Source organism: Alcaligenes sp. PF14 (genome assembly GCF_037150615.1).
Taxonomy (GTDB): Bacteria; Pseudomonadota; Gammaproteobacteria; order Burkholderiales; family Burkholderiaceae_B; genus Alcaligenes; species Alcaligenes phenolicus.
This window is the reverse complement of sequence record NZ_JBAGRS010000009.1, coordinates 1-25066: the sequence shown is the minus strand read 5'-3', so window position 1 is coordinate 25066 and position 25066 is coordinate 1. Positions and strand designations below refer to the sequence as shown.

At 55.8% G+C, this 25066-nt stretch carries 26 protein-coding genes and 1 other RNA gene; 13 read left to right on the top strand and 14 right to left on the bottom strand.

Annotated elements, in window-relative coordinates:
- Nucleotides 1–26 precede the first annotated feature (26 nt).
- The 6 genes from tolB to WFM49_RS17480 form a co-directional block, all read right to left on the bottom strand.
- Entirely contained in the window at nt 27–1337 is a 1311-nt protein-coding gene (gene tolB / locus WFM49_RS17505) for a Tol-Pal system beta propeller repeat protein TolB (RefSeq protein ID WP_026485498.1), read from the bottom strand.
- Nucleotides 1338–1352: 15 nt separating this feature from the next.
- The gene (tolA, locus tag WFM49_RS17500) at nt 1353–2471 is read right to left on the bottom strand and encodes a cell envelope integrity protein TolA (RefSeq protein ID WP_336974622.1); all 1119 of its coding nucleotides are present in this window, start codon (nt 2469–2471) and stop codon (nt 1353–1355) included.
- Between the two features lie 50 nt (nt 2472–2521).
- A complete protein-coding gene (gene tolR / locus WFM49_RS17495; RefSeq protein ID WP_009454886.1) occupies nt 2522–2968 on the bottom strand; it encodes a protein TolR in 447 nt (148 codons plus the stop codon).
- Entirely contained in the window at nt 2968–3642 is a 675-nt protein-coding gene (tolQ, locus tag WFM49_RS17490; protein ID WP_009454887.1) for a protein TolQ, read from the bottom strand. The genes tolR and tolQ overlap by 1 nt, the downstream gene beginning before the upstream one ends.
- 2 nt (nt 3643–3644) lie before the next feature.
- A complete protein-coding gene (ybgC, locus tag WFM49_RS17485; RefSeq protein ID WP_003805592.1) occupies nt 3645–4070 on the bottom strand; it encodes a tol-pal system-associated acyl-CoA thioesterase in 426 nt (141 codons plus the stop codon).
- A gap of 66 nt (nt 4071–4136) precedes the next feature.
- Nucleotides 4137–5873, bottom strand: coding sequence for a proline--tRNA ligase (locus WFM49_RS17480; protein ID WP_009454889.1), 1737 nt, complete (start codon nt 5871–5873; stop codon nt 4137–4139).
- Nucleotides 5874–5937: 64 nt separating this feature from the next.
- Here WFM49_RS17480 and WFM49_RS17475 point away from each other — a divergent pair, with 64 nt between their 5' ends.
- Genes WFM49_RS17475 through WFM49_RS17465 form a run of 3 tightly spaced genes read left to right on the top strand, consistent with a single transcriptional unit; the run spans nt 5938 to nt 8691 of the window.
- A complete protein-coding gene (locus WFM49_RS17475; RefSeq protein ID WP_009454891.1) occupies nt 5938–6504 on the top strand; it encodes an RNA pyrophosphohydrolase in 567 nt (188 codons plus the stop codon).
- Complete coding sequence (locus tag WFM49_RS17470) at nt 6485–7171, top strand: response regulator (protein WP_022983208.1); 687 nt, start codon at nt 6485–6487, stop codon at nt 7169–7171. The genes WFM49_RS17475 and WFM49_RS17470 overlap by 20 nt, the downstream gene beginning before the upstream one ends.
- On the top strand, nt 7168–8691 hold the full coding sequence (locus tag WFM49_RS17465; protein WP_009454892.1) for a sensor histidine kinase: 1524 nt from the start codon (nt 7168–7170) through the stop codon (nt 8689–8691). The genes WFM49_RS17470 and WFM49_RS17465 overlap by 4 nt, the downstream gene beginning before the upstream one ends.
- 1 nt (nt 8692) lies before the next feature.
- Here the strand turns inward: WFM49_RS17465 and WFM49_RS17460 are convergent, their stop codons facing one another.
- Entirely contained in the window at nt 8693–9616 is a 924-nt protein-coding gene (locus WFM49_RS17460; protein WP_336974619.1) for an NAD(P)-dependent oxidoreductase, read from the bottom strand.
- 224 nt (nt 9617–9840) lie between these two features.
- Between WFM49_RS17460 and WFM49_RS17455 the strand changes: the two genes are divergently transcribed.
- The 4 genes from WFM49_RS17455 (at nt 9841) to WFM49_RS17440 (ending at nt 14934) form a co-directional block, all read left to right on the top strand.
- A complete protein-coding gene (locus WFM49_RS17455; protein WP_336974617.1) occupies nt 9841–10878 on the top strand; it encodes an ABC transporter substrate-binding protein in 1038 nt (345 codons plus the stop codon).
- A gap of 83 nt (nt 10879–10961) precedes the next feature.
- A complete protein-coding gene (locus WFM49_RS17450; protein WP_022983206.1) occupies nt 10962–12047 on the top strand; it encodes an ABC transporter ATP-binding protein in 1086 nt (361 codons plus the stop codon).
- A gap of 12 nt (nt 12048–12059) precedes the next feature.
- A complete protein-coding gene (locus WFM49_RS17445; RefSeq protein ID WP_022983205.1) occupies nt 12060–13745 on the top strand; it encodes an ABC transporter permease in 1686 nt (561 codons plus the stop codon).
- A 154-nt stretch (nt 13746–13899) separates the two neighbouring features.
- Entirely contained in the window at nt 13900–14934 is a 1035-nt protein-coding gene (locus tag WFM49_RS17440) for an NAD(P)/FAD-dependent oxidoreductase (RefSeq protein ID WP_336974613.1), read from the top strand.
- Between the two features lie 190 nt (nt 14935–15124).
- Here the strand turns inward: WFM49_RS17440 and WFM49_RS17435 are convergent, their stop codons facing one another.
- Nucleotides 15125–16630, bottom strand: a complete 1506-nt coding sequence (locus WFM49_RS17435) for a tripartite tricarboxylate transporter permease (protein ID WP_022983204.1) — start codon at nt 16628–16630, stop codon at nt 15125–15127.
- Between the two features lie 17 nt (nt 16631–16647).
- Nucleotides 16648–17106, bottom strand: a complete 459-nt coding sequence (locus WFM49_RS17430) for a tripartite tricarboxylate transporter TctB family protein (protein WP_009454910.1) — start codon at nt 17104–17106, stop codon at nt 16648–16650.
- A gap of 340 nt (nt 17107–17446) precedes the next feature.
- Here WFM49_RS17430 and WFM49_RS17425 point away from each other — a divergent pair, with 340 nt between their 5' ends.
- The 3 genes from WFM49_RS17425 to ssrS all read left to right on the top strand — a co-directional run bounded on the left by WFM49_RS17425 (nt 17447) and on the right by ssrS (nt 18403).
- Nucleotides 17447–17851, top strand: coding sequence for a hypothetical protein (locus WFM49_RS17425; RefSeq protein ID WP_009454912.1), 405 nt, complete (start codon nt 17447–17449; stop codon nt 17849–17851).
- Nucleotides 17852–17854: 3 nt separating this feature from the next.
- Nucleotides 17855–18166, top strand: a complete 312-nt coding sequence (locus tag WFM49_RS17420; protein WP_009454914.1) for a cell division protein ZapA — start codon at nt 17855–17857, stop codon at nt 18164–18166.
- Nucleotides 18167–18219: 53 nt separating this feature from the next.
- A non-coding RNA gene (ssrS, locus tag WFM49_RS17415) (6S RNA) lies at nt 18220–18403 on the top strand.
- Nucleotides 18404–18457: 54 nt separating this feature from the next.
- Here ssrS and lgt read toward each other — a convergent pair.
- Nucleotides 18458–19255 carry a prolipoprotein diacylglyceryl transferase gene (gene lgt, locus WFM49_RS17410; protein WP_336974608.1) on the bottom strand — a complete coding sequence of 266 codons (798 nt, stop codon included), beginning with the start codon at nt 19253–19255 and terminating at the stop codon, nt 18458–18460.
- A gap of 84 nt (nt 19256–19339) precedes the next feature.
- Between lgt and WFM49_RS17405 the strand changes: the two genes are divergently transcribed.
- Both WFM49_RS17405 and msrA read left to right on the top strand, forming a co-directional pair.
- Entirely contained in the window at nt 19340–19708 is a 369-nt protein-coding gene (locus WFM49_RS17405; RefSeq protein WP_232466663.1) for a c-type cytochrome, read from the top strand.
- Entirely contained in the window at nt 19705–20235 is a 531-nt protein-coding gene (msrA, locus tag WFM49_RS17400) for a peptide-methionine (S)-S-oxide reductase MsrA (RefSeq protein WP_009454920.1), read from the top strand. The genes WFM49_RS17405 and msrA overlap by 4 nt, the downstream gene beginning before the upstream one ends.
- On the opposite strand, the gene WFM49_RS17395 is transcribed toward msrA, so the two are convergent.
- The 4 genes from WFM49_RS17395 to WFM49_RS17380 all read right to left on the bottom strand — a co-directional run bounded on the left by WFM49_RS17395 (nt 20232) and on the right by WFM49_RS17380 (nt 23701).
- Nucleotides 20232–21212, bottom strand: a complete 981-nt coding sequence (locus WFM49_RS17395) for a nucleoside recognition domain-containing protein (RefSeq protein WP_250756022.1) — start codon at nt 21210–21212, stop codon at nt 20232–20234. The genes msrA and WFM49_RS17395 overlap by 4 nt on opposite strands.
- Before the next feature lie 229 nt (nt 21213–21441).
- Nucleotides 21442–21606 carry a hypothetical protein gene (locus WFM49_RS17390; protein WP_009454924.1) on the bottom strand — a complete coding sequence of 55 codons (165 nt, stop codon included), beginning with the start codon at nt 21604–21606 and terminating at the stop codon, nt 21442–21444.
- A gap of 11 nt (nt 21607–21617) precedes the next feature.
- The gene (locus WFM49_RS17385; RefSeq protein ID WP_336974604.1) at nt 21618–22724 is read right to left on the bottom strand and encodes a YeeE/YedE family protein; all 1107 of its coding nucleotides are present in this window, start codon (nt 22722–22724) and stop codon (nt 21618–21620) included.
- An 11-nt stretch (nt 22725–22735) separates the two neighbouring features.
- Nucleotides 22736–23701: a sulfurtransferase gene (locus tag WFM49_RS17380; protein ID WP_336974601.1), complete on the bottom strand. Its 966-nt coding sequence runs from the start codon at nt 23699–23701 to the stop codon at nt 22736–22738.
- A gap of 809 nt (nt 23702–24510) precedes the next feature.
- Between WFM49_RS17380 and WFM49_RS17375 the strand changes: the two genes are divergently transcribed.
- A complete protein-coding gene (locus tag WFM49_RS17375) occupies nt 24511–24885 on the top strand; it encodes a hypothetical protein (protein WP_336974600.1) in 375 nt (124 codons plus the stop codon).
- The last annotated feature ends 181 nt before the right edge of the window (nt 24886–25066 follow it).

The window sequence follows — 25066 nt, the reverse complement described above, 5'->3', positions numbered from 1 at the left end:
CTTTTGAAAAAGAGTCACACAGGATGTCAGTTGGTAAATGGTCCCCAGGTGGGTTCGCGTACTTTGCCATTCAAAGACGAGAGGGTCTGACGAACGCGACCATCCACGGATGTCACAGCTAGGACACTGCGGCCCCCCTGAACAGAACTATATAAGATCTGCATCCCATTAGGGGCGAAACTCGGAGACTGATCGTCGGGACCTGTCGTCAGCAGTTGCTCAGCTCCTGATGCCATATCTTGAGTGGCAATTCGGAAAGCACCGTTTCTGCGTGTGACGTATACAAGCCTAGTACCGTCTGCAGAGACCTCCGGTGAAATATTGTAACTCCCGTTGAAGGTAATGCGCTGTGCATCGTCACCACCCAGACTTACTTTGTAAATATTGGGAGCACCACCACGATCGCTCACAAATACAAGGGAGTTGCCATCGGGCGTAAAACTTGGTTCAGTATCGATCAAGGGAGAACGCATCACGCGGCGCAATCCGGAGCCGTCCGTATTTAGCGTGTAAATCTGCGAAATACCGTCTCTGGAGAGCACAACAGCGACCTGATTGCCGTTAGGAGCCCATGCGGGACTACTGTTATTACCCTTGAAATTAGCTAACGGTTCGCGGTGACCGGTGGCCAAAGTTTGCACATATACAACAGGTTTGTCGTTTTCGAAGCTCACATAAGCCAGTTTTTTACCGTCAGGAGACCAGGCTGGGGAGATGATTGAGTGTCGAGAACGCAACATTACTTGCGGATTTTGCCCATCCGCGTCAGCAATTTGTAACTCGTAATTGTTGCCTGTTTGCAACACGTAGGCCAGTCGAGTCGAAAAAACACCGCGCACGCCGGTAATTTTTTCATAAATCCGGTCTGCAATCTGGTGAGAAATACGGCGCAGTTCTTTTTCACTGCCCGCAAAAGCCACCCCATCCAGTTGTGTTTGACGGACCGAATCCACCAGGCGATAGCTGATGGAATATTGGCCACCGGTCTGGGCAACTGAACCATAAGCCAGGTAATCGGCACCGCGATTGCGCCATTCGTCGTAGGCAATCGTGCTTTCTGCATTCAGTCCAGCACCGGTGGCATTGATCAATTGGAATTGACCCGAACGGGTCAGGTCGGCACGGATAACTTCAGCTAGCGATTGGCTGGCTGGGTTGTCAGCAAAATCGGCGATCGCGATGGGGTACTGGGTAGCACCCACACCCGATATATCGACCCGCAGTTGGGCCTGGGCCGGTTGGCTGGCGAACATGCCAGCGGCCAGGGCAAACGCTCCAGTGGCCGTGGCGCGCCAATGACGACCTAAGGTCGCCAGGGCTGGGGTAGCGGCGGTCATTATGCAATCTCCTGATTAATCGAACATGCGGTATTCGCCATCAATATACGATGGATACTGCCCGCTAGGCGGTTTGGGGAAAGGGCTGCAACGGGCAAGACCCTTGGATACGGCATCATCGAACTGCGCGATGCCGGACGATCGTTTGATTTGAACGCGGTTAGGCGTGCCATCGGCATTCAGGTCCACGCGGTACTGCAGTGCAGGGTTGCCACGTACTTCAGAGCGGGCAGGGGTGCTGTAGACCACGCCAGGCTGCACGCAAGCGCGCACCTTGGCGGCATAGCCACCATCACCACCACCGCCACCGGCCTGGTTGCGGTCTGCTGTACCACCGGCACGTCCGGGGGCACCTTCACGCATGGCTCGGCGGAATGCTTCTTCCTTGGCCTTGCGCTCGGCATCGGCACGGGCTTTGGCGGCGGCCTCGGCACGGGCTTTACGTTCCGCGTCTGCTTTGGCTTTAGCTTCGGCATCCGCCTTGGCTTTGGCTTCTGCATCGGCTTTAGCCTTGCGTTCGGCATCGGCCTTGGCTTTCGCGTCGGCTTCTGCTTTAGCCTTGCGCTCTGCTTCTGCCTTGGCTTTTGCTTCAGCTTCAGCTTTTTCCTTGCGTTCCTGTTCCTGCTTTTCCTTTTGTTCGCGTTCGCGACGTTCAGCGGCTAGCTTGTCCTGACGCTGTTTTTCCTTGCGTTCCTGTTCCAGCTTTTCTTCACGCTCTTTTTTCTCGCGTTCCTTGCGAGCCTGCTCCAGGGCGATCTCGGGATCAACCTCAGGTTCAGCAGGAGGGGTGACCTTTTCAGGCTCTGGAGGCGGCTTGGGAGCCGGAGGAGGTTCAGGTTTGGGCTCGGGCTTGGGTTCTGACTCTGGAGCCGGCTCAGGCTCAGGCTGCGGCTCGGGTTCGGCCTCGGGGGCTTCGGGATCAGCATTGATGGCCGCATCGGGTGCGACACCGTCCATCCACAATTCGACCTGCACCGCATTGGGTGTCTTGGGTGCAGAAAAAAGGGCTCCCGCCAAAATGGCGAGCAGCAACAGCCCGTGCAGACCCAGGGCGATGAGCAAGCCGCGCCGATCTTCCTTTTGCTCAGGCGAGCGCAGCGCCTGATTGCGGGTATTGCGTGTTCTGTGCTTCATTCAGTTCAGGTTTTTCGCGCCGGACGGCGAGCACGCTATCCGGCCAGAGGTTATTTGCGAGCGTCAGGATCGCTGTTGCGATCGACGATCAGACCCAGGCGGTTGATGCCATTGGAGCGCAGTTCATCCATCAAGCCCATGACGGTCTCGTAGGGAACCTTGCCATCGGCGGCAATGACAACCGGGCTGTCGGCCTGCATACGCGAGCGCACTTCATTGAGCAGTGTGGACTTTTCGATGTTCATGAACTCGGAGCCCGCATCGCGCAAGCGAATGGCCAGTTTGCCGTCCTTATCAACCTGGATTTCCACCGGCTTGGCAGGCACTTCGGAGGCTTGGCCTACTGAAGGCAATTCCACCAGTCCGGGGGTAATCATGGGAGCGGTGACCATGAAGATCACCAGCAGCACCAGCATCACGTCGATATAAGGGACGACGTTGATTTCATTTTTCATGCGCCGGCCGTGACGGCCGGTGCTTCCACGCATCGATGGCATCAGTTCACCTGCCGCTGCAAGATGTTCAGGAATTCGTCGATAAAGCTGTCAAAGCGGATCGAGATACGATCGAGCTCGTTGGTAAAGCGGTTGTAGGCAACCACGGCAGGGATAGCGGCAAACAGACCGATAGCTGTGGCGATCAGGGCTTCGGCAATACCGGGAGCCACCGAGGCCAGTGTGGCCTGCTGCATGCCGGACAAACCGATAAAGGCGTGCATGATCCCCCAGACAGTACCCAGCAGCCCGATGTAAGGGCTGACCGAACCGGCAGAGGCCAGGAAGTTCAGGTGTGTTTCCAGTGTGTCCATTTCGCGCTGGTAGCTGGCGCGCATGGCACGGCGTGGACCGTCCAGCAGGGCTGGGCCCGAGCTTTGGCTGCGACGGGCCTTGATGAATTCGGTCATGCCGGCTTCAAAAATACGGGCCAGTGCACCGTGTTCGGCACGACGCGAGGAAATGGATTGCTGAAGCACGGCCAGATCGCCACCTGCCCAGAAGTCGTCCTCAAAGCGGCGGGTCTGTTCCAGCGTGCGTTTAAGTGCAGCCCGTTTACTGAAAATATAGGCCCACGAGAGAATCGATATTCCCAACAGAATCAGCATGACGAGCTGAACGGGAATACTGGCATCGAGAAGTAGCGAAATCAGCGACAGGTCGCTAGTAGCTTGCATGGTCAGTCCTGAACCTTTTCCAAGAGGGTACGTAAATCAGAGTCCAGCTTGCTTGGACGAAGCGTGTTGGCGTCAACGCAAACAATTTGGATGGTGCTTTGGCATAACAGTTCCCCACCTCGCAGGGCACCTTGTTCGAAATGGATGGTAGCCGAACCCAGCTGGGTAATGCGGCTGCGCACCGAGATCAAATCATCGAGCCGGGCAGGTTTGAGATATTGTATTTCAACCTTCTTGACTACGAACAGGCGTTGATTCTGCTCGGCCACATCGGATTGGTTTACGCCCAGGTTCCTGAGCCATTCTGTGCGCGCACGCTCAAAGAATTTCAGGTAGTTGGCGTAATATACGATCCCCCCAGCGTCGGTGTCTTCGTAATATACGCGAATATCAAGCCGAGCCTGGGTGTCCCACTTGTCATTAAGCATGTCGTTCGTAAAAGAGTTTATGTTGACGGGCAGGGCATGGCGCACGGCCAGCCCTGCTTGGAGTCCTTACAGCGTGGCCAAACGCTCCAGGCTGACCTGGGCAATCTGGTCCACCGGCACGTTGGTGCTGCTGGCGTCACGGCGTGCCTGCATTTCAACCAGGCCTTCTTTCAGGCCGCGCTCGCCAATGGTAATGCGCAGTGGCACACCAATCAGCTCCCAGTCGGCAAACATGATGCCGGGGCGGGCGTCGCGGTCGTCCAGAATGACATCCACACCTTGCTCTTTGAGCTGGGTGTACAGATCAGTAGCAGTCTGACGCACAGCATCGCTTTTGGTAAAGCCGATCGGGCAGATCACCACTTCGAAAGGAGCTAGGGCACGAGGCCAGATCATGCCGCGTTCGTCGTGGTTTTGTTCAATGGCAGCAGCGGCAATACGGCTGACGCCAATGCCATAACAACCCATTTGCATGACAGCCGGTTTACCATCAGTTTCCAAAAAGGTGGCGTTCAGCTTCTTGGAGTAGACATCGCCCAGGAAGAAAACGTGACCCACTTCAATGCCGCGCTGGATGGCCAGCTTGCCGCCTTCGGGGGCTGGGTCGCCGTGAACCACGTTGCGCAGGTCTGCCTTGATGGGCTCGGGCAGGTCACGGCCCCAGTTCACGCCGGTGTAGTGGAAGCCTTCTTCGTTGGCGCCGCACACAAAGTCGCTCATGTTCGCTACGGTCAGGTCGGCAATCACCTGCACAGGCTGACGGGTGCCGATCGGACCCAGGTAACCGGGCTTGCAGCCAAAGGTGGCCACAATTTCCTCTTCCGTGGCCAGACGGTGGCCTTTTTCAAAGCCGGCCAGCTTGGAAACCTTGATGTCGTTGACTTCATGGTCGCCACGAACCAGCAGCAGGTGGACGGTGCTCTTGGTCTTGCCGTCTTCTTCGAGGTCCGTTGCCAGCACAACCGACTTGACGGTTTGGCTCAGGTCACATCCCAGGAATTGGGCCACCAGTTCACACTTGGGGGCATCAGGCGTGGCGGTCTTGACCAAGGCTTGGCCAGGAGCGGCACGCTCGGCCAGCAGGCAAGGGGCGGGAGCCAGCTCGATATTGGCAGCGTAGTCGGTGTCAGGGTTGTACACCAGCAAGTCTTCGCCGGTATCGGCAATCACCTGGAATTCATGGCTGCGCGAACCGCCAATGGAACCGGTATCAGCGGCCACGGCACGGAAGTTCAAGCCCAGGCGCCCAAAGATGCGCATGTAGGCGTCGTACATATTGTCGTAGCTAGCTTGGGCGTCTTCGGCATTGCGGTCGAAGGAGTAAGCATCCTTCATGGTGAACTCGCGGCCACGCATCAAGCCAAAGCGGGGACGGCGCTCGTCACGGAATTTGGTTTGAATGTGGTAGAAGTTGATGGGCAACTGGCGCCAACTGTGGATTTCGTTGCGGGCAATGTCCGTGATCACTTCTTCGGAGGTAGGCTGCAGCACGAAGTCGCGCTGGTGGCGATCCTTGATTCGCAGCAGTTCGTCACCATATTTTTCCCAACGGCCCGACTCTACCCAGAGTTCGGCAGGCTGGACGACTGGCATCAGCAGCTCAATGGCGCCGGAGCGGTCCATTTCCTGACGGATGATGTTTTCAATCTTGCGCAGCACGCGCAGGCCCATCGGCATATAGGTATAGATACCGCCGGCGGCTTTACGGATCATGCCGGCGCGCGTCATGAGCTGGTGGCTGGCAACTTCGGCCTCGGTAGGCGCTTCTTTCAGGGTATTAATGTGATACTGGCTAGCATGCATGGTAGGGAACTCGTCAGGTACGTATAATCAGATCTAATTGTATTGAATTCGTTAGAGGTGGCCTATGTTAGATCGTGAAGGCTACCGTCCTAATGTCGGAATTATCCTCGTTAATCGCAAGAACGAGGTTTTTTGGGGCAAGCGTATTCGGGAACATGCCTGGCAGTTCCCGCAAGGCGGTATTAAATACGGTGAAACACCCGTACAAGCGATGTACCGCGAACTGCATGAAGAAGTGGGCTTGCTGCCTGAGCATATCCGTATATTAGGCCGGACGCGAGATTGGCTTCGCTACAACGTGCCCAATCATTTTGTACGTCGGGAGGCGCGTGGCCATTACAAGGGCCAGAAACAAATCTGGTTCCTGTTGCGGCTGGTAGGGCGAGACAGTGATGTCTGCCTGCGTTCCTCGTCGACGCCGGAGTTTGATGCATGGCGCTGGAGTCAATATTGGGTGCCACTTGATTCAGTGATTGAGTTCAAGCGGGAAGTCTATCAGCAAGCGCTGAACGAGCTGTCGGATATTTTGTTCCGACGACGGCAGGAAAATCGTTATTTACGTCAGCGCCTGCAAAGCGCAGTTGATGCCGATACCTTAGATAGCAGGGATCATGCGCATATTATTGGTTGAAGATGAGCGGGAAATGGCCGCATGGCTGGAGCGGGCCTTGGCGCAAAGTGGTTTTTTGCCCGATCCCGCTCATGACGCCCGCTCGGCAGAAGTATTGTTGGCGGCCCATGAGTATGATGCGGTCGTGATGGATTTGCGCCTGCCCGACAAACACGGGCTGGTGCTTTTGCGCGAGATGCGCGAACGCGGCGATCACACTCCTGTGCTGATTCTGACCGCTCAAGGCGCCTTGCAGGATCGCGTTCGTGGTCTGAATCTGGGTGCCGATGATTTCCTGACCAAACCCTTTGCCCTGGAAGAGCTGGAAGCTCGTCTGGCGGCACTGGTACGGCGTAGCCGTGGCCGGGTGGCTCCAGTGGTCAGCTGTGGCTCTTTGGAATACAACCCTGAGAGCCGGGCATTCCTGCTGGACAATGCCATTGTGCATTTGACGCCGCGTGAACATGCGGCCTTGCTGGTTCTGATCAGCCGCTCTGGCATGCCTGTAGAAAAGTCTCAGCTATTTGCCCGAGTATTCGAGCACGATAGCGATGCCAGCCCTGATGCCATCGAGGTTGTCCTGCATCGCTTGCGCAAGAAACTGGCCAATAGCGATGTGCACATCGTGACGGTGCGTGGTCTGGGCTACATGCTGGAAGTGCTTGAGGCGGAATCCGGCGTTTCATGACGGCCCCTTCTCCACCCCCCGCCAATGCCTGGCAAGGCAGTTTGCGCTTTTGGCTGCTGGTACTGCTGATACCGGGGGTGGTGGCTTTACTGCTTTACGACAGCTGGGAAGACTACCTGGCCATGAACGCGGTCACGGAAAATGTCTACGACAGCGCCTTGCTGGAACCGGCCAAAGTGCTCGAGACCAGCGTGGAGTTCAATACTGACGGCAGTTTGCGTATTGATCCGCCTTTTTATGCGCAGGTCATGCTGGAATCCCGACCGGGTAATCGCAAGTATTTCCGTGTCGAAGAAATCACCCCTTTGGTCCGTAATCTGGGCGGTGTTGATGCCAATCAGTTAAAAGGGCGCACCTTGCTGGGGATGGAAGGGCTGCCGCGTCCTTCCAATCTGGCCGACCATGAAGGCGTGCCGGTTTTCTACGATTCATATTTCCGCAATGACACCGTGCGCATGGTGGCCTTGTGGCGCGATCTGCACTACAAAGGCCAGCACAGGCAGGTTCTGGTCATGGTGGGCGAAAGCCTGGATTTGCGGTTGCGCACCCAGCAAGAAGCCTGGCGCGAAGGTATTTTCCGCAATTTGCGTATGTTGCTGCTGGCTGTGGCGTTGGTGTGGTTTGCCGTAGCGTGGGCCTTGCGCCCCCTGCAGGCCTTGCGACAGGAAGTGCGTAACCGTAGCGTGGACGACTTGCAGCCTTTGGACGAGCGTGATGTTCCTCGTGAAGTAGTGCCTTTGGTGCGTTCGGTCAATCACCATATTGAGTTGTATCGTTCCGTGCTGGATCGGCAGGCCCAGTTTCTGGCCGACGCCTCGCATCAATTACGCACCCCTTTGGCGATCATTCATACCCAGGCCCAATACGCTCGCCGTGAACCGGATATCGAGCGTGTCCGTGAGTCCCTGGGGGCGATCATCAAGCAATTGGGGCAGGCGACTCGCCTGACCGAGCAGTTGTTGGCTCTGGCTCATGCCAGCCATACCACCACCATGAGCCAGGGGCAGGTTGACCTGGCCAGTCTGGGGCGTGAGGTGGTGCTGCAATATCTGCCTTTGGCCCGTGAGCATCGTCAGGATCTGGGCTGGATCGGGCCAGGAGAAGAGGGCGAGCAGGCACCTTTGTGGGTGTATGCCAGCGATGCCGAGATCCATGAGTCCGTTTCCAACCTGATTCACAACGCCATCAATCACGCTGGTAGTGGCAGTGCAATTACGGTTTCTGCCGGGCATGACGACAAGCTGGCCTGGATCAGCGTTACCGACAACGGCATGGGCTTGGCCGCCAGTTTGCGTGAAAGCGTATTTGTACGTTTTGACCGGGGCGGCCCGGCACGCAAGGGTGGACGGGGTTCTGGCTCCGGGCTGGGTCTGGCCATTGCGCTGGCTTACGCCGAGCGCAATGGCGGCACGATTGTGCTGACCGATGGGGAGCCCAACGATATGGGCGGCTACGGTTTGAAGGCGACGCTACGCTTGCCTTTGCTGCAGCCCGAAGCGCCTAAACCAGAAAACACGTGAATTAAGCCGCGTCGTTTGGACGGGCCAGCAGATTGAACAGGGTAGAAATATCCCAATCGCGATGGCCCTGCTGGGCAATCTTCGCAAACTGCTCCTGAATCAAGCGAGTTGCGGGAAGCTGGGCCCCATTACGCTGTGCCTCCCGCTGCACCAAATCCAGGTCCTTCAACATCCAGTTCACGGTAAAGCCGGGCTGAAAGTCTCTGGCCAGCATTGTGGGGCCTTTAGTTTCCATTTGCCAGCTGCTCGCCGCACCCTTGGTCAATACAGACAGGGCCTGCTCCATATCCAGTCCGGCCCGTTCACCAAAAGCCATGGCTTCGGCCAGACCTTGCAAGAGTCCGACAACGGCAATCTGGTTCACCATCTTGCACAGCTGCCCGGACCCCAAGGGCCCCATCAGGGTGCAGGCCTGGGCGTAGCTCATCATCAGCGGGCGGGCGCGTTCCATATCCTCAGCTTGCCCACCACACATAATGCTGAGCATGCCTTTCTGGGCACCCGCCTGTCCGCCAGAAATGGGGGCGTCGATAAATGCAACTTCTTGCTTGGCCGCCTGTGCTCCCAGTTCCTGGGCCACTTCGGCGGAGGCAGTGGTGTGGTCGATAAACAGGCTCCCTGCCCTCATGCCTGCCAGCACACCGTTCGGCCCCTGAAAAATCGAGCGCAAGTCATCATCATTGCCCACACAGGCCATGACAATGTCTGCTTGGGCAGCGGCCAGGGCTGGTGTAGCGGCCCATTCCTGTTTGAACTCTTTACTCCATTGTTCCGCCTTGGCCGGGTTGCGGTTGTACACCGTGACTTGATGCCCTGCCTGGGCCAGATGTCCTGCCATGGGATAGCCCATCACCCCCAGACCAATGAACGCCACTTTTTGCGGGCTGGCGGGTTCATAGTGTTTAGGCTGAATGGATGGGGTCATGGCGCGGGTCTCCTGGAAAATAATCTGTTCGATCGTACAGCTTAGCGCAGCTTTATCGGCTTGATCTTTGCCTGCCCGAATAAGCGGCAAAACGTTTTAGGCTTGACGGCGTCAGGCCCCTCATGTTCTAAACCAAACATAGATCTGTAATAAATGGAATTTGCCTGTCTGGATTATGATGGGCGCACATAATTTCCTGGCTAATTAACTGGAACTTGAATCCTATGACCACTTTTGATCGTCGTCGTTTCTTGAAGCTGGCAGGTGCCACCGGACTGGCGTCTATGAGTACCTCTTTGCCATGGGCGGCGTGGGCGGCAGACGCAGCCGTACTGGAAAAAGCAAAGGCTCAAGGCCAGGCTGTTTTCTACGCCAACATCACGGCGGTAGAGCCCATCATGAAGGCCTTGCAACAAGCGCAAGGCATTGAAGGCAAATACACCCGTATTTCCAGCTCCAAGTTCATCCCCACCATCCTGACCGAGTTCAATGCCGGCAAGTTGATGGCGGACGTGGTTCAGGCTCCCTTGCCCATGCTGCAACTGCTCAAAGAGCAGGGCGTGCTGATTTCCCATCAGTCCGAAGCCGTGCAGGGCTACCCCGAGTGGGCCATTCAAGACGATTCGATTATTCAATTTGGCATCGAATATGTGTCTTATATCTATAATACGGACCACCTCAAGGCCGAGGATGCGCCACAACGCTACGAAGATCTGGCCGATCCCAAGTGGAAAGACAAGATTGTGATGGCCAACCCTTCCAACCACCCCTCCACCATTGGCTGGCTGATTGGTTTGAAGGAAAAGGTCTTTAGCAGTGAAGAGCAGTGGCTGGACTTCCTGAAAGGCCTGGCTGCCAACAAGCCCATGTTCGTGGCCTCGTTTGGCCCAACTCCGGCTCCTATTGAAAGTGGCGAGAAGTTGATTGCCATTTCCATGCCCAAGTACATCGTGACCAAGTCGCCTGCGCCATTGGCCTGGGGCCCCATGTCGGATCAGCCCTTGCTGGGCTCCCCACGTGCCATCGCCCTGACCAAGAATGCACCGCATCCTGATGCTGCTCGCGTGTTCCTGGACTACTGGCTGGGTAATGAAGCCATGGGCATTCTGGCCAACAAGGTTGGCGAATACGTCCTGGCTCCAGGGGTACACCCTCCGGTTGCGGGGATCGATAAAGCCAAGGTCGAGCCTATTCGCGACCTGAGCGACGAAGAACTGGTCCGTTGGGGCCGCGAATTCAGCCGTATCTTCGCCGTCCGTTAATCGGGACGACAAGAACGACAGGTTCGTCTAGAACGGGGCGCCTTGGCGCCTCGCCTTATTTTTATTGAAAACATTTACTCATTATGCAAATTGAAATTACCGGCCTAAGCAAGACCTATGTCTCAGAGGGCAAAACCTTCAAGGCTTTGGACAATATCAACCTGACGATTCCCGCTAATGAGTTTTTCACACTGTTAGGGCCCAGCGGCTGCGGCAAAACCACGCTGCTGCGGTGCATTGTTGGTCTGGAAACCCCAGACGAGGGTGAAATCCGCATTGGGGACGAGATCGTCTGGTCCAGCGCCAAGAATATTGCTGTGCCGGTGGAAAAGCGCGGTTTGGGCATGGTGTTTCAGACATACGCCATCTGGCCGCACATGACGGTGTTCGACAATATCGCTTACCCCTTGCAAGTGCGCGGCGAGCGCAAAGAGGTGATTCGTGAAAAAGTCGCGAACATCCTGAAGTTTGTGCAGCTGGAAGGGGTGGATCAGCGTTCCGCAACGCGTCTGTCCGGTGGTCAGCAGCAGCGTGTGGCATTGGCCCGAGCCCTGGTGGCCGAGCCTAAAGTCATTTTGTTTGATGAGCCGCTCAGTAACCTGGATGCCAAGCTGCGTGAAGAAACCCGTAAAGAACTGCGCGAATTTCTGAGCCGTCTGGACATTACCGCTGTGTACGTGACGCATGATCGCGTCGAGGCATTGGCCTTGTCCAACTCCATCGCTGTGATGCGTGGTGGCAAGATTCTGGAAATTGGTACGCCAGAAAAAATTTACTTTGATGCCGATCACCGCTTTGTGGCCGACTTTATTGGTCGTGCTAACCAGATCAGCGCCAAAGTGCTGGAGCAGCGTGCAGACTCCACCATTGTGGAATGCGAACTGGGCCAACTGCATTGCAAGAAGCGTGACCTGCCCGTGGGCACCGAAGTTACCTTGTGCATTCGCCCAGAATTTATTCGTGTCAGCAGCCAGGCCAATGAAGTGGGGCAGAACCTGTTCCACGGTCAGGTCCAGGCCCTGGAGTTCGTCGGTGAGTCCTACGAGGCCGAGGTCAAAGTGGGTAAAGAGCAGCTTCTGGTGTGTATTGATCCAGACGTGAAGGTGAAAGAGGGCGATACCGTACGCTTTAACCTGCACCCTGAACACTGCATGCTGTTGTCGGCATAAGGGCGGGGCATCATGAATCACACACGCAGACCACTTAGCTGGTCGCTTATTCTGATCGTCGGCTTTCTGACGCTGTGCCCGGTCCTGATGTTGCTGCTGGGCAGCTTCTCGCAGGGCCTGACGGCTTTTGGTTCCTTTACCACGGCTAAATACGTAGCCGCCTACACCGATCCCTTCTTGCTGGAAGTCACCTTCAATACGGTGGTTTTCGTGCTGGGCTCTTCCCTGTTCTCTACTGCGCTGGCTGTTTTCCTGGCCTACCTGAATACGCGTACGAACATGCCCATGAAAGGGGTGTTCACTGTGCTGTCCATCGTTCCCATGATGATTCCGCACTTGCTGTTCTCGGTTAGCTGGGCCTTGCTGCTAAACCCGTCCAACGGCCTGATCAATATGTTCTTGCAGGATACATTGGGCCTGCAGGAAGCACCGCTGAACATCTATTCCCTGTGGGGCATGATTCTGGTTGAAGGCTTGTTGAACATGCCTGTGGCCTACCTGATCATTGCGCCTGCCATGGCCTCTTTTGACGTTTCCATGGAGGAGTCCTCCCGTGTATTCGGGGGCGGTCTGTGGCGTACCTTGACGCGGGTTACCCTGCCGATTCTGCGTCCAGCCATCATGGCGGCTTTCATTCTGGCGATTGTGCGGGCCTTGGCTTCCTACGCCGTGCCACGAGTTCTGGGTACCCCAGGTCGTGTGGATGTGCTGGCCACTTATCTGTTCGAGATGATCTCTACCGGCTTCGCTCCGGATTACGGAAAAGCGGCGGCGCTGGGCATGAGTGTGCTGTCGGCCTCCATTGCCCTGATCGTTCTGTATCGCTACATGACGAAAGAAAGCAGCAAGTATGTGACGATCTCCAGCCGTGGTTTCAAACCCACTCAGCTGGAATTGCGTCGCGCGAAAATCCCCTTGTTCATCATTGTGGGCATTATCAGCTTGCTGATGGTGGTGCTGCCTGTGGCCGTGTTGCTGTATACCTCCATGATTCCGTACTCCATGGTGCCTAGTGCTCGCGCCTTCTCCTTGATGAGCTGGGCGAACTGGATTGATGTCATTCAAGATCCGATCTCCAAAGTGGCCATGAAGAACAGTTTGTTCCTGGCTGTGGTCGGAGCCAGTCTGGGTGTATTGCTATCGCTGTTTGTGGCCTATGTGGTGGTCAAGTTACGAACGCGGGCGGCGGCGCTGCTGGATACCTTGAGCTTCCTTTCCTTTTCCTTCCCGGGGATTGTGATCGGGATCGGCTTTATGTGGTTCTTTGTGCAAACGCCTTTGTATGCCACGCTGACCGCCTTGCTGCTGGCCTATATCGCCGCTTATCTGCCTTACGGTATCCGACCCTTGTCGGCCGCTTTTGTGCAGGTCCATGCCCACCTGGAGGAGTCCTCGGCCGTTGCCGGGGCCAGTTCCTGGACCACCATGCGCCGCATCATTATTCCTTTGCTGATTCCTGGTGTGGTGTCGGCCTGGATCTTGATGGCAACCATGTTCATTCGTGAGCTGACGGTGTCGGTGGTGCTGTCCCGTCCCGGTACGGAAGTGCTGGCGGTACAGGTGCTGGGTTATGCCGAAGATGGTTTGTGGGGCAAGCTCTCGGCGCTGGGGATCATCATGATTCTGATCTCTACCGTGCTCGTGCTGCTGGCCATGTATATCGGTAACTTTTACAAGCGCCGCCAAGGCACGATGTAAGTTGGACTGATCTCAAGGGCCTGAATTCCGCAAGGGATTCAGGCCCTTGTTGTTTTTGCTGAGAGCAGACCGTATCTTGTTGCCTGGCTGGCTATTCGCTTGTTCATGCGCACAAGGGGCTGGCTGTTTTTTGTTTATCCATTAGTAGAAAGCTATGATGCATAAATGCAAAGTGCTGGTCGTCGGTGGTGGCGTGATGGGGGCGTCGGTCGCCTGGCATCTGACTCAAGCGGGTGCCGCAGTCACTTTGATCGATCAGGGTGCGGGTAGTGTGCCCAGCGCAACCGCAGCCTCTTTTGGATGGGTAGGAGCCAGCGCCAGTACACCTTCTGATGACACTGACGCCTTTGCCTTGCGTCTACACGCTCTGGAAGAGTACACGCGTCTGAAGCAGACCTTGGGGGCATTGCCTGTGACCGTGCGTGGAGCCTTGTTCTGGGGGGAAACGACGGACGAGACAGCCGCCTTGATTGCCGAGCATCTGGCAGCCGGTTCCAGGGTTGAAAGCCTGTCAGCCGCGCAAGTGCGTCAGAAAGAACCGTCGTTGGCAGCCGTACCGGATTTGGCAATGTGGGCGCCCGATGATTTCGCCTTGGAGCCAGTAGATCTGGCACGTTGTTTTATTCAAGCGGCACAAGCGAATGGCGCCACGGTTCTGTCCGGTACGGTACAGCGTGTGTTGTCGGCAGGAGGGCGAGTGAACGGTATAGAAGTGCAAGGGCAAGTCATCGTGGCCGACAAGGTGGTGCTGGCCAATGCTTATGGTGCCTTGGTTTTGGCAGCCAGTGCAGGGGTAGCGTTGCCTATAGAGCAACAGCCCGCCGTGTTACTGCGCCTGGATGCTGATAGAAATCGGGTCCGGCATTTACTCTGTGCTCAGGATCTGGAGGTGCGACCGGGCAAAGAAAGAGGGTTGATGTCGGCGTTGGATTATCCCTTGGAAGGCGAGGCAGGTTTGCAGCGTCTGGCCGAGCAAACCTGTCAGTCCATTGCTCAGTTGCTGCAACTGCCTTCTGTCCCGCGCATTTTGTCGATAGAGGTCGGGCAGCGCCCCATGACTAGTAACAAGCAGCCATTGTGTGGGCCTATTGGGACTGTAGATGGTTTGTTCGCCGTCGTGGCTCACCCCGGTGTCATTCTGGCTCCCTTGTTGGGAAGCTTGTGTACGCAGGCAGTTCTGGCTGCCTGAGGTTTGTTTCCTGACGTAGGGCTGTGCGCTCTTTCAAAGATTTGGCTGTCTTGAAAGCAGGCAGCGAAACCAGCTAATAAAGAAAAAGGCCCGATTTCGTGGAGAGACGAAATCAGGCCTTCTTGTTGACTGCGCCGGTTTGAATGCTCCCTTTCAGCGGGAGCGTTCAAACCAGAGAACGGACGGTGTCTTAGTCCTCTTCGACGAAGGTTTCTTCGCGTTTCTTTTTCACCGAAGGAAGGGCTACAACCACAACCAGGAAGGCAGCCAGGACCAGCAGCGACAGGGACAGAGGACGTGTCACAAAGGTGGTGTAATCACCGCGGGACAGTAGCAGGGCACGACGGAAGTTTTCTTCCATCATTGGTCCCAGGACCAGACCCAGCAACAGCGGAGCTCCTTCACAACGCAGCTTGGACCAGACGTAGCCCACCAAACCGAAGGCGGCGGTGACCAGAATGTCAAACACGTTGTAGTTCAGCGAGTACACACCCACCGTGCAGAACACCAGAATGGCGGGGAACAGCAGGCGGTAGGGCACTTTAAGCAGTTTCACCCACAGTCCTACCAATGGCAGGTTCAGGATGACCAGCATCAGGTTACCAATCCACATGGAGGCGATCAGCCCCCAGAACAGTTCGGGGTGGCTGGTCATCACTTGTGGACCAGGCTGAATGTTGTGGATGGTCATGGCGCCAATCATCAGCGCGGTCACAGCGTTACCGGGGATACCCAGGGTCAGCAGCGGGATGAAGGAGGTTTGAGCGGCAGCGTTGTTGGCAGACTCGGGACCGGCCAGACCAGCAGGGTGACCTTTACCAAAGCGTTCCGGGTTCTTGGAGATTTTCTTCTCCAATGTGTAAGACGCAAAGGAGGACAGCACCGCGCCACCACCGGGCAAGATACCCAGGCAAGAACCCATGGCGGTACCACGCACGACAGCAGGCCAGGACTCCTTGAACTCTTGCTTGTTGGGGTACAGCGACCCGACCTTGCCAGTGATCTCCACGCGTTGATCGCCCAGCTCCAGGTTGTTCATGATTTCGGAGAAACCAAACACACCCATTGCCACCACGGCGAAGTCGATACCGTCTTGCAGTTCTGGAATACCGAAGTCGTAACGGGCAACACCGGAGTTCACGTCGGTACCGACCATACCCAGCAGCAGACCCAGCAAGATCATGCAGATAGCTTTGGGCAGGGAGCCCGAAGCCAGCACCACAGCACCGACCAGGCCCAAGACCATTAATGAGAAATACTCCGCAGGTCCAAACTTGAAGGCGACTTCAGCCAAGGGCGGTGCAAAAGCGGCCAGCAGCACGGTGGCCACACATCCGGCAAAGAAAGAACCCAGAGCAGCAATCGCCAGGGCAGCACCGGCCCGGCCATTACGGGCCATCTGGTGTCCGTCCAGCACCGTTACCACCGCCGAGGTTTCTCCCGGCAGGGCGACCAGAATGGCCGTTGTGGACCCACCATATTGGGCGCCATAGTAAATACCGGCCAGCATGATCAGACCAGCAACGGGAGGCAGCACATACGTAATGGGCAGCAGCATGGCAATGGTTGGCACAGGGCCAATGCCTGGCAACACGCCAATCAAGGTGCCCAGTATGCAACCGAGCAAAGCGTAGGCCAGGTTCTCGGGCGTGATCGCCACCGAGAAACCCAGCATCAGGTTGTCAAATAATTCCATATTCGTTCACCCCCTAATCAGGCCAGAAAACTTGGCCACAGGGGGAACACCAGCCCCAGGCCCTTGATGAATGCCAACCAGACGAACAGCACCAAAAAGACGGCTGCGCCCAGTGCAACAGGCCAGCTAAATTCATGGCTGGCAAAGCTGCTGATCAGTACAAGCAGGAAAATGGAGATGTAAACACCCAGCGAGTTCAGTGTCAGACCGCAAAGCACGACCGCGCCGATGATAACGAAGAGCACTTTCCAGTTAAACTTCTCTACCTCAGTGCTTTCTGCTTTGGCAGACATCGAGCCCAAAGTGACGACCGCCCCTAACAAGCTCAGGCATACACCAAGCCAGAAGGGGAAGTAGCCGGGCCCCATGCGGGCGGCTGTTCCCATCGAGTAGCTGGTGGCCCCGAGCGCGAAAGCGGCGCCCACGACCACGAACATGACCCCGGACCAGAAGTCCTGTTTATTTTTAATTTGCATAAGGTGGATTCTCCTTGTCTGCCTTGCGCATTGGTTTTCCTTTTTCCTGTGTCAGCTTCTTTATAGTGGAGCGGGCTCCATACTCTGCGTGTGCCGACTGCATTGAACAGAGGTGACGCATGGTAATGGAGCACTTGAAGACTGGAAACCCTGAGATGACCCTAGTTTTTAAGGGTTTTCCCGGTAATTCTGAAAATTTAGGGTTTTTTGGGAGCGTGTTCGTAGGTGGATGGCAGGCTTTGAAAGAAGTTTGAAAGGTAATGGAAAGATGGGTGAAAGGTTATCATTAGTATGAAATTCCTCTACCCAGTAACGCTAGCAATGGTTTACGATAAGGCCCATGTTGCAAGATCTCGACTTTCTCGCTGACCGTATCGGTCAACTGGTAGAGCAATCTCGTCAGCTCAACGCTGAACGCGCTCAATTATTAGCTCGTCTGAAAACTCAGGATGCCGAGCTGGACGCCTTGCGCCAGCAAAATCGTCGTCAACAAGATGAGTTCGAGTCCCTGTCCACCGGTGTTGCTTCGCATCAGCGTCAACTGGATATGGTGCAGCAACAAGCGCAGGCTGATCAGGCAGAACTGAAAAAGCTGCTTGAACAGGAACAGGCCCAGGTAGTTGCCTTGCGTCGCGAGTTGGATAGCGCACGCGCGGGTATGGGTGTGTTGCGTGATGTAGCAGGACAGGCTCGCGACCAGATCGGTTCGATCCTGATGCGTTTACCCGGTGCCGTACAGGAGTAAGTCATGGAACGAGTCGATATTTCCCTGTTGGGCCGCGATTACTCTCTGGCATGCCCTCCTTCCGAAAAAGCGCGCTTGCTTGAAGCTGTCAAACTGGTAGACCAGCGCATGCAGTCTATCAAGGGTTCGGGCCGTGTCTCTGGCAACGAACGTATCGCCGTCATGGCCGCCATTCAGATCGCCAGCGAGTTTTTATCCGCTAAAGCACCTGATGGTCCTCTGGCTAATGTTGCTTTTGGCGATTTCAAGCGTAAAATTGAAGACATGCACGCAATGATTGACGAGGTCATCGAACCTTCGGGTACCGCGCGCTAAACCAAATTTGAAAGCAGTCCCTTGTTGTCCCTCGCGGACTGCTTCATCCCAGTAAGTCCCTGCCGTGTTCGTGACACGACCATACATTCCTTGAACCAATGCTTTTGGCATACAGGTTGTTGGATTAGCCAGTAGGAGCGATCGTCCTCGTCGACGAACCCGAAGCTGGCTTGATGACAGCCGATCTTGGACCCTCGGTTCCAGGATGCCGGTCTTGACGGCAATGGTGGGGCACCTGCAAAAAAAGCCCGTCCAGATCTGGACGGGCTTTTTTCTTTTCTGCTGTTTTGTTTATTTCTGACTGCCAGGCGCAACGTCTCGTTTGCTGGCATACGCAAACAGAGCCAGGCCAGCGACAATCATGGGCAAGGACAACCACTGCCCCATCGACAAGCCTGCGCTGAGCAGACCCAGGTAGCCGTCGGGCTCGCGGGTGTATTCCACCATGAAGCGGAAGAAACCATAGCCGATCAGGAACAGGGCACTGGTTTGACCGACGGCGCGTGGACGACGCGTGAACCACCACAGCAAGATAAACAGGGCAATGCCCTCCAGGGCCATCTCATACAACTGCGAAGGATGGCGAGGGGTTGCGTCCACTTGCGGAAATATCATGGCCCAGGGCACATCACTGGGGCGACCCCATAGTTCGCCGTTAATGAAATTACCCAGGCGGCCCACGGCCAGCCCCAAGGGAATCAGGGGAGCCAGAAAATCGCTGACTTCCAGAAAACGCCGTTGACGGTTTCGAGCAAACAGCGCAATTGTCACCAGCACACCGATCAGACCACCATGAAAGGACATGCCACCTTGCCAGACATACAGAATCTCCAGCGGGTGCGACAAGTAGTAAGAGGGTTGATAGAACAGGGTGTAGCCCAGACGCCCACCTGCCACCACGCCCAGGACGCAGTAAAAGATCAGGTCTTCCAGGTCCTTGCGGGTCAGCAAGTCATAGCCCGCACGGATACGCGCTGTGCCAGCCAGCCAAACCAGGCCAAAGCCCACTAAATACATCAAGCCATACCAATGAATGGCAAGGGGTCCAAGTTGTATGGCGACGGGATCAAACTGCGGGTGAATTAACATGCGTGCCCATTACAGAGATGAATATCAGATAATAGCGTGACTGCGAGCCCAGACCAGGACTGGGTAAATTGTAAGGGAAGGATCATGCTGCATTCAGTCTCTTGGGCCAGACGTTTACCATTAGTAGTTTTTTGTGGATTGATGATCTTTAATCCGGTGGCAAAGGCTGATACGTTAGCGTTGATGGATATCGTGCAGGCGCAGTGCTTGTCCTGTCATCAAATTGATCGTAAACGGGTCGGGCCCCCTTTTCGGGAGATCGCCCAACGCTACGCGTCAGGTCCGGCGCAGGAAACTCAGGCGTATTTGCAGCGACAAATTCAACAGGGTAGTCGGGGGAACTGGGGAGCTATTCCCATGCCCGCTCAAAACCGGATCAGCGCCGAGCAAGCACAAGCTATTGCAGCCTGGTTGCTGAGTCTAGCCAATTCGTCAACAAAGGAGAATTCATGAAGGAAACAGCCATATTAGGTGGCGGATGTTTTTGGTGCACTGAAGGGATTTTCAAAGCCTTGCGAGGTGTGCAGTCTGTGGTGCCCGGATATTGTGGCGGCCATGTAGAGCATCCCACCTATGAGCAGGTTTGCGGCAAGCAGACCGGCCATATTGAAGTGGTCAAAGTGGAATTCGACCCTTCCGTCATTTCCTATCGGGATTTGCTGGAGGTATTTTTCCTGACCCATGACCCTACCACGCCGGATCGTCAGGGCGCTGACCAGGGACCACAGTATGCGTCGGCAATTTTTTGTCAAAATGAAGAACAGCGCCGCCAGGCCTTTGAGGTCATCGAAGAAATCAAATCGCAGTTTGATGCACCGATCGTGACCCATGTGCTCGACAGTTCCACTTTCTGGGAGGCCGAGGATTATCACCACGATTATTTTGCATTGAACCCCGAGCAAGCGTACTGCCAGATGGTCATTGCGCCCAAGCTCAAGAAGTTCTACCAGCGTTTTCAGGATCTGCTGGTAAAAAGCTAAGCATCCTGAGGATGCGAGGCAGAAGCAAGGTAGCGTCTGTACAGGGCGCTACCTGGTAATGTCAGACGGGCCATCAGGCCAATAATCAACAAGGTCAGAACAAGTCGGCCGACCAGGGCCACCCAGATGTTGGCACCCAGAGCCAGAATAAGAATGGTGTCTTCAATCAGGGAGTGGCTCAGTGACAGCCAGGACAAGGCCAGCAAGCGTGTTCTGGGACTGTAGTTCTGCTGGCGGGACTCATCAATAATCAAGGCACCGCCGTAGCTCAAGCCAAGCAATACGCCAATCGTGGTGGTGGGGGCGACTCGTTCTTCCAAGCCTGAAAAGCGGAGCAAGGGAAGCAGGAGTCGAGTCAGCAATCGGGTGAAGCCGATTTTCTCCAGGACTGACAGGATCAGGAGCAGGCCAAGAATAATCAGCCAGGTCATGAATAGCGAGCTGGCCGTTCCCCACAACCAGTCTACCCAGCCTTGCCAACCACCTTGTGTGGCATTGGATTGTCCATAAAGCCAGGCAAGGGACACGGGTTCCTGTAACAGCCCGGCGCTATTCAAACCCCAGGCCAGCAGGCCACCGTAAAGCAGGGCGCAGACAATCCGCAGCGTGGCGGTAAACCAGAAGCTGGCTCCGGCTCGGCGCACAATGGCCTGTTCCATGGGCATATTGTGTGCAAACAGCATCATGGTGCCCAAGACGCTGATTTGAGCCACGTTGAAACTCAAGCTGTCGCCCAAGGCCGCCATTGATCCTATGCCAGCGTAAATACCGGCCAGAGCAGTGGTTGCCCAGACAATACCGGCTTCGGCAGGCAGGCCAACCAGTGCCATGATCGGGCCTATCAGTTTGCCGACTTTCTCGATCAGGCCCAACTGCGCGGCAATACGCACCGCAATCATGATGGGGAGCATGATGCGCGCAACGGTATAAAACATGCGCAGGCTGCGGCTAAAGGTGGTGCGAAGGAAGGTCAGCATGACAACAGAGGGATGGGAAATCTGATTGATGCTAGCACGGCTCTATGCTTGCTTTGGCGTGCCCTTGCACTTGCGTGGGGCGGGCAATGCAGGCTGTCGGTTTGTCACTACAAGCGGATGCGCTTTCCTTCACCCAAAAGAAAACCCCTGAGGGTGAAACCCGATGCAGCCAAGTAAGGCTGCCTGGTTTTCTCCCATCAGGGGTGTTACAGGCCGGGTAGGCCCTGGCTTATCGACCCGAGCAGTGGCCACCGCTAGCAGCTTGTCCACTGCCCCAGGCAATGGGGGCGGGCTCGGGACGGTAGGGATAGTCTTGCAGGCTGTCCATGACAACTAGCAAGACAACGACCAGCCAGAAAGTACTGGTAATAAGGCGGAAAGTAGTTTTGCTCATGCTTGCACGACTCAAGGATTAACGCGGCGACGAATGCGCACGCCTATGATGGACCCGGCAAAGGCCAGTGCAAACCAGACCCAGCCATGGATGCTGGCCGAGGCAATGCCTCCCAGGAATGCGCCCACATTACATCCAAAGGCCATACGGGCACTGTAGCCCATCACCAGGCCCGCAATTGCACCTACCCACAAAGTGCGGGCATTGGGTGATTTGAAATTGGCAGGATGGTTCCAGCGTGAGGCTGCCATGGCGCCCAAAATCAAACCAAAGTTGGTGACCGAAGTAACGTCAGCCAGGACGGGTTCAGCCAGACGTTGTGCGTGCGGAGCTACGCCCCAGAATGCGTCGCTAACCGGGGACCAGCCCAGAGCCGAGAATACTTTTGCGCCCCACAAGCCAATACCATAGACGATGCCCCAGGGTTGGCCTGCAACAATCATATGAATGGCATACAGCACGGCCAGCAGCAAAGCGCCCATCCACCAGCGCATTTCCCATTTGGCAGGTGGGCTGTTTTGCTCTTTTCGATGGCGACGTGCACCTCGGCCGACGAACCAGGATACGGCGGCGCAGCCTAGTACGGTAATCAACAAGGCAGTGGGCCAGCCCAAGGACACAGTCAGGTCGATAGCGGGCAGGCCGCCCAGGGCAATCCAGCCGGGCTGGTGCGATGCGCCTAGAAAGCTACCAATGGCAAAGGTAGGCAGAACCGCAAAGGAAATCGGTGCGCCTGCGCCTGCTTTATAGAGAGTGCCGGAACCGCAGCCATCGGCCAGTTGCATGGCAGCGCCAAACAGAAAGGCGCCCAATACCAGGCTGATGGTCAATGGGGCAATCGCGCCAACCAGCTCGCCACCGCTATCGGCGATCAAGGGTAGGGTGAAGGCGGCGGCCAATACCAGCAGGAGCATTTGTGCCCAGATACCTTGAGGATCTCGACGCTCGATATAGTTGCGCCATCCGGTCGTGAAACCGAAACGGGCTCCTTGCAGGACGGCACCAAAGCCAATCCCCAGCAGGGCGAGCAGGCCTTGGCGCAGTCCACCTACCAGAGCGACCCCAACAATCAGGGCCAGGCTGGCCAGGATAAAGCCCAGTCTAGTCAGATAAAGCATGATCGATTTCTTTAGTTAATGGCGCGTTTGGCATCAAGTTTCAGAACTTCGAAACGGGAGGGCTGATTATCCATAGGCAAGTTGCTGCGGCTCCATTCCACGACGGACTCGGGGTAGAGCTTCACGTTAGGATTGCCGGCCAGTTCGGACAGGACAAACCAGTTCGTGGCAGCCCAGTGGCCGGTATTGCAGAACGAAACGGTGGGTTTGTCGTCCAGGCCTTGTTCTTTGACGATCTTGACGAGTTCACCGGTGTCTTTCAGGACAGGTTTGTCGCTACGGAAAAAGCTGTTGAAGTCCAGCTCGCGTGCGCCGGGCAGGGTGCCGTAGCGGGCGGCGGCGTCAACGCGCTTTTCGCCTTTGAAGAATTCGGTTGGGCGTGCGTCCAGCAAGACGGGGGCTTGGCCATTCTTGATATAGTCAGCCACTTCTTGTGTGCTGACCACCATGTCTTTGTTGTAGTGGTAGCTGAATTCGGTGGGGGTGACGGTAGGGGCGTCTTTGCTCAGGGCTTTGCCTTCGGCTTCCCAGGCTTGCAGGCCGCCGTCCAGAATGGATAGCTGGGTTAGGCCGCCAGCTTTCAGTGTCCAGTATACGCGTGCTGCTGCGCCGAAGTCCGTGGGGTTGGCGCCCGCGTAGGTGACGACAACGTAGCTGTCCTTGGAAATGCCGGCTTTGCTGAACAGGGCAGACAGCTCGGCTTCGGAGCGCAGGGCACCGGCGTTCTCGGCTGGGCCGCGGTAGGCACCATATGGAGTGTGGACGGCACCTGGTACATGGCCTGCTGCATATTCTTTGTCTGTGCGGATATCCAGAATGCGCAGATTGTTTTGATCCAGCTTGGTGGCCAGCTCGCCAGCCGAGATCAATGCGGCTGGTTTGGCTGCCGTGTCGGGTGTGCTTGGCTCTGCGGAAGCAGTCGGTGCCAGGACCGCGCTGAATGCAAATGCCAAGGAGATGAGGATTGGTTTGATCATTATTACTCTCTTGAGTAAGCAGAGGCCTGCTTAGAGGATTAAGTGCATAAGGAATGGTAATGAACGTGGCTACAGAAAATAACAATGAATTGGGGATTAGCTTATTGCTTGGGGGCGTAAGGAGGGGAGGATCTCTATATATAGAGTAGATAGGAGGGGGAGCTGTGTTTGTGCCCTGCCTTGGGTGAGCTTGTGTCTCTGTAGTTGCTTTCTGCAGGTGTGTCTTTGTCCTCTATATAGAGAGAGCGTGTCGGTGTCGAGGACGTTCTATCGGTGAGAGAAAGCTGGGTTTTTTCTACTAGAGAGGATGTGTTGAGATGATTGGTGTTCTCATGGGTGCAGACTTAGAGACTCGGAGAATCTAAGACCTAAACAAAGAGACTGAGAACCAAAGGGCTATTGAAGGTCAGTGAGGATAGAGGGTGGGGGGATTGGATTACTTCTTGGGGAGGCTCACCACCCAACTATATATAGAGGGTTGAGTCGCAACAATGAATGGCCCTTCTATATAGAGAGGGCGCTCATTGTTTCAACCGCTCTACGTAGGTCGCCACTCGAGGCCCCGGGACCGGGTATTGGGGCGGACTACTTGCCGGCGCAATGCGCCGGTCCCCTGGTCGCAGTCATGATCGGGGCGCAGTCTGAACTCGCCCAGTGATTGGTCCCCCGGACCAATCACAAACTTTGGGCTCAAACAGCAGACTGCTTGCATCCCCGATCATGACTGCGACTGCGGCAAGTACTCTGACTCGCCCCAACACCCGGTCCCGGGGCCCCGAGCGGCTAGCAGCCCTGCATAATGCTCGATCTTGGAGGCCATTCAACTCGCTATCTATATAGAGACACTGCTGGTTGAAGGCACAGGGCCGATGCAGTGTTCGTGTGGTCGTTCTTTTGTCCGTTATCCAGCCAGCCAGCCAGCCAGCCAGCCAGCCAGCCAGCCAGCAAGCAAGCAAGCAAGCAAGCAAGCAAGCAAGCAAGCAAGCAAGCAAGCAAGCAAGCAAGCAAGCAAGCAAGCACAAGGGCTGATGACTGGTGTGGGTGATGAGTTTCGCTGTCTCTATATAGAGAAAGGGCTATTAGGCGGCAGGAGAATATCTAGCCAATTTTCACGAGAAAAACAGCGGTTTGGTCTGGAAGATGCGGTTGAGGATGGGCTGGCCGCTACCAGGGGAAAAGACTGAAGTTAAGCTAAAAAATATTTTTATAGTTATTCTTCATAGTTATCAATGAGCTAAGGGTTTTTTTGGCGGTTTCTCTCCTGAAATACTTAGAAAAACCCCATGGGGCGCTTGCAAAGTCGAAAATCCTCGTGCTATAGTTCTTTTCTCGCTGCAGCACACACAGGGTTTTCCCGAAGCGCCG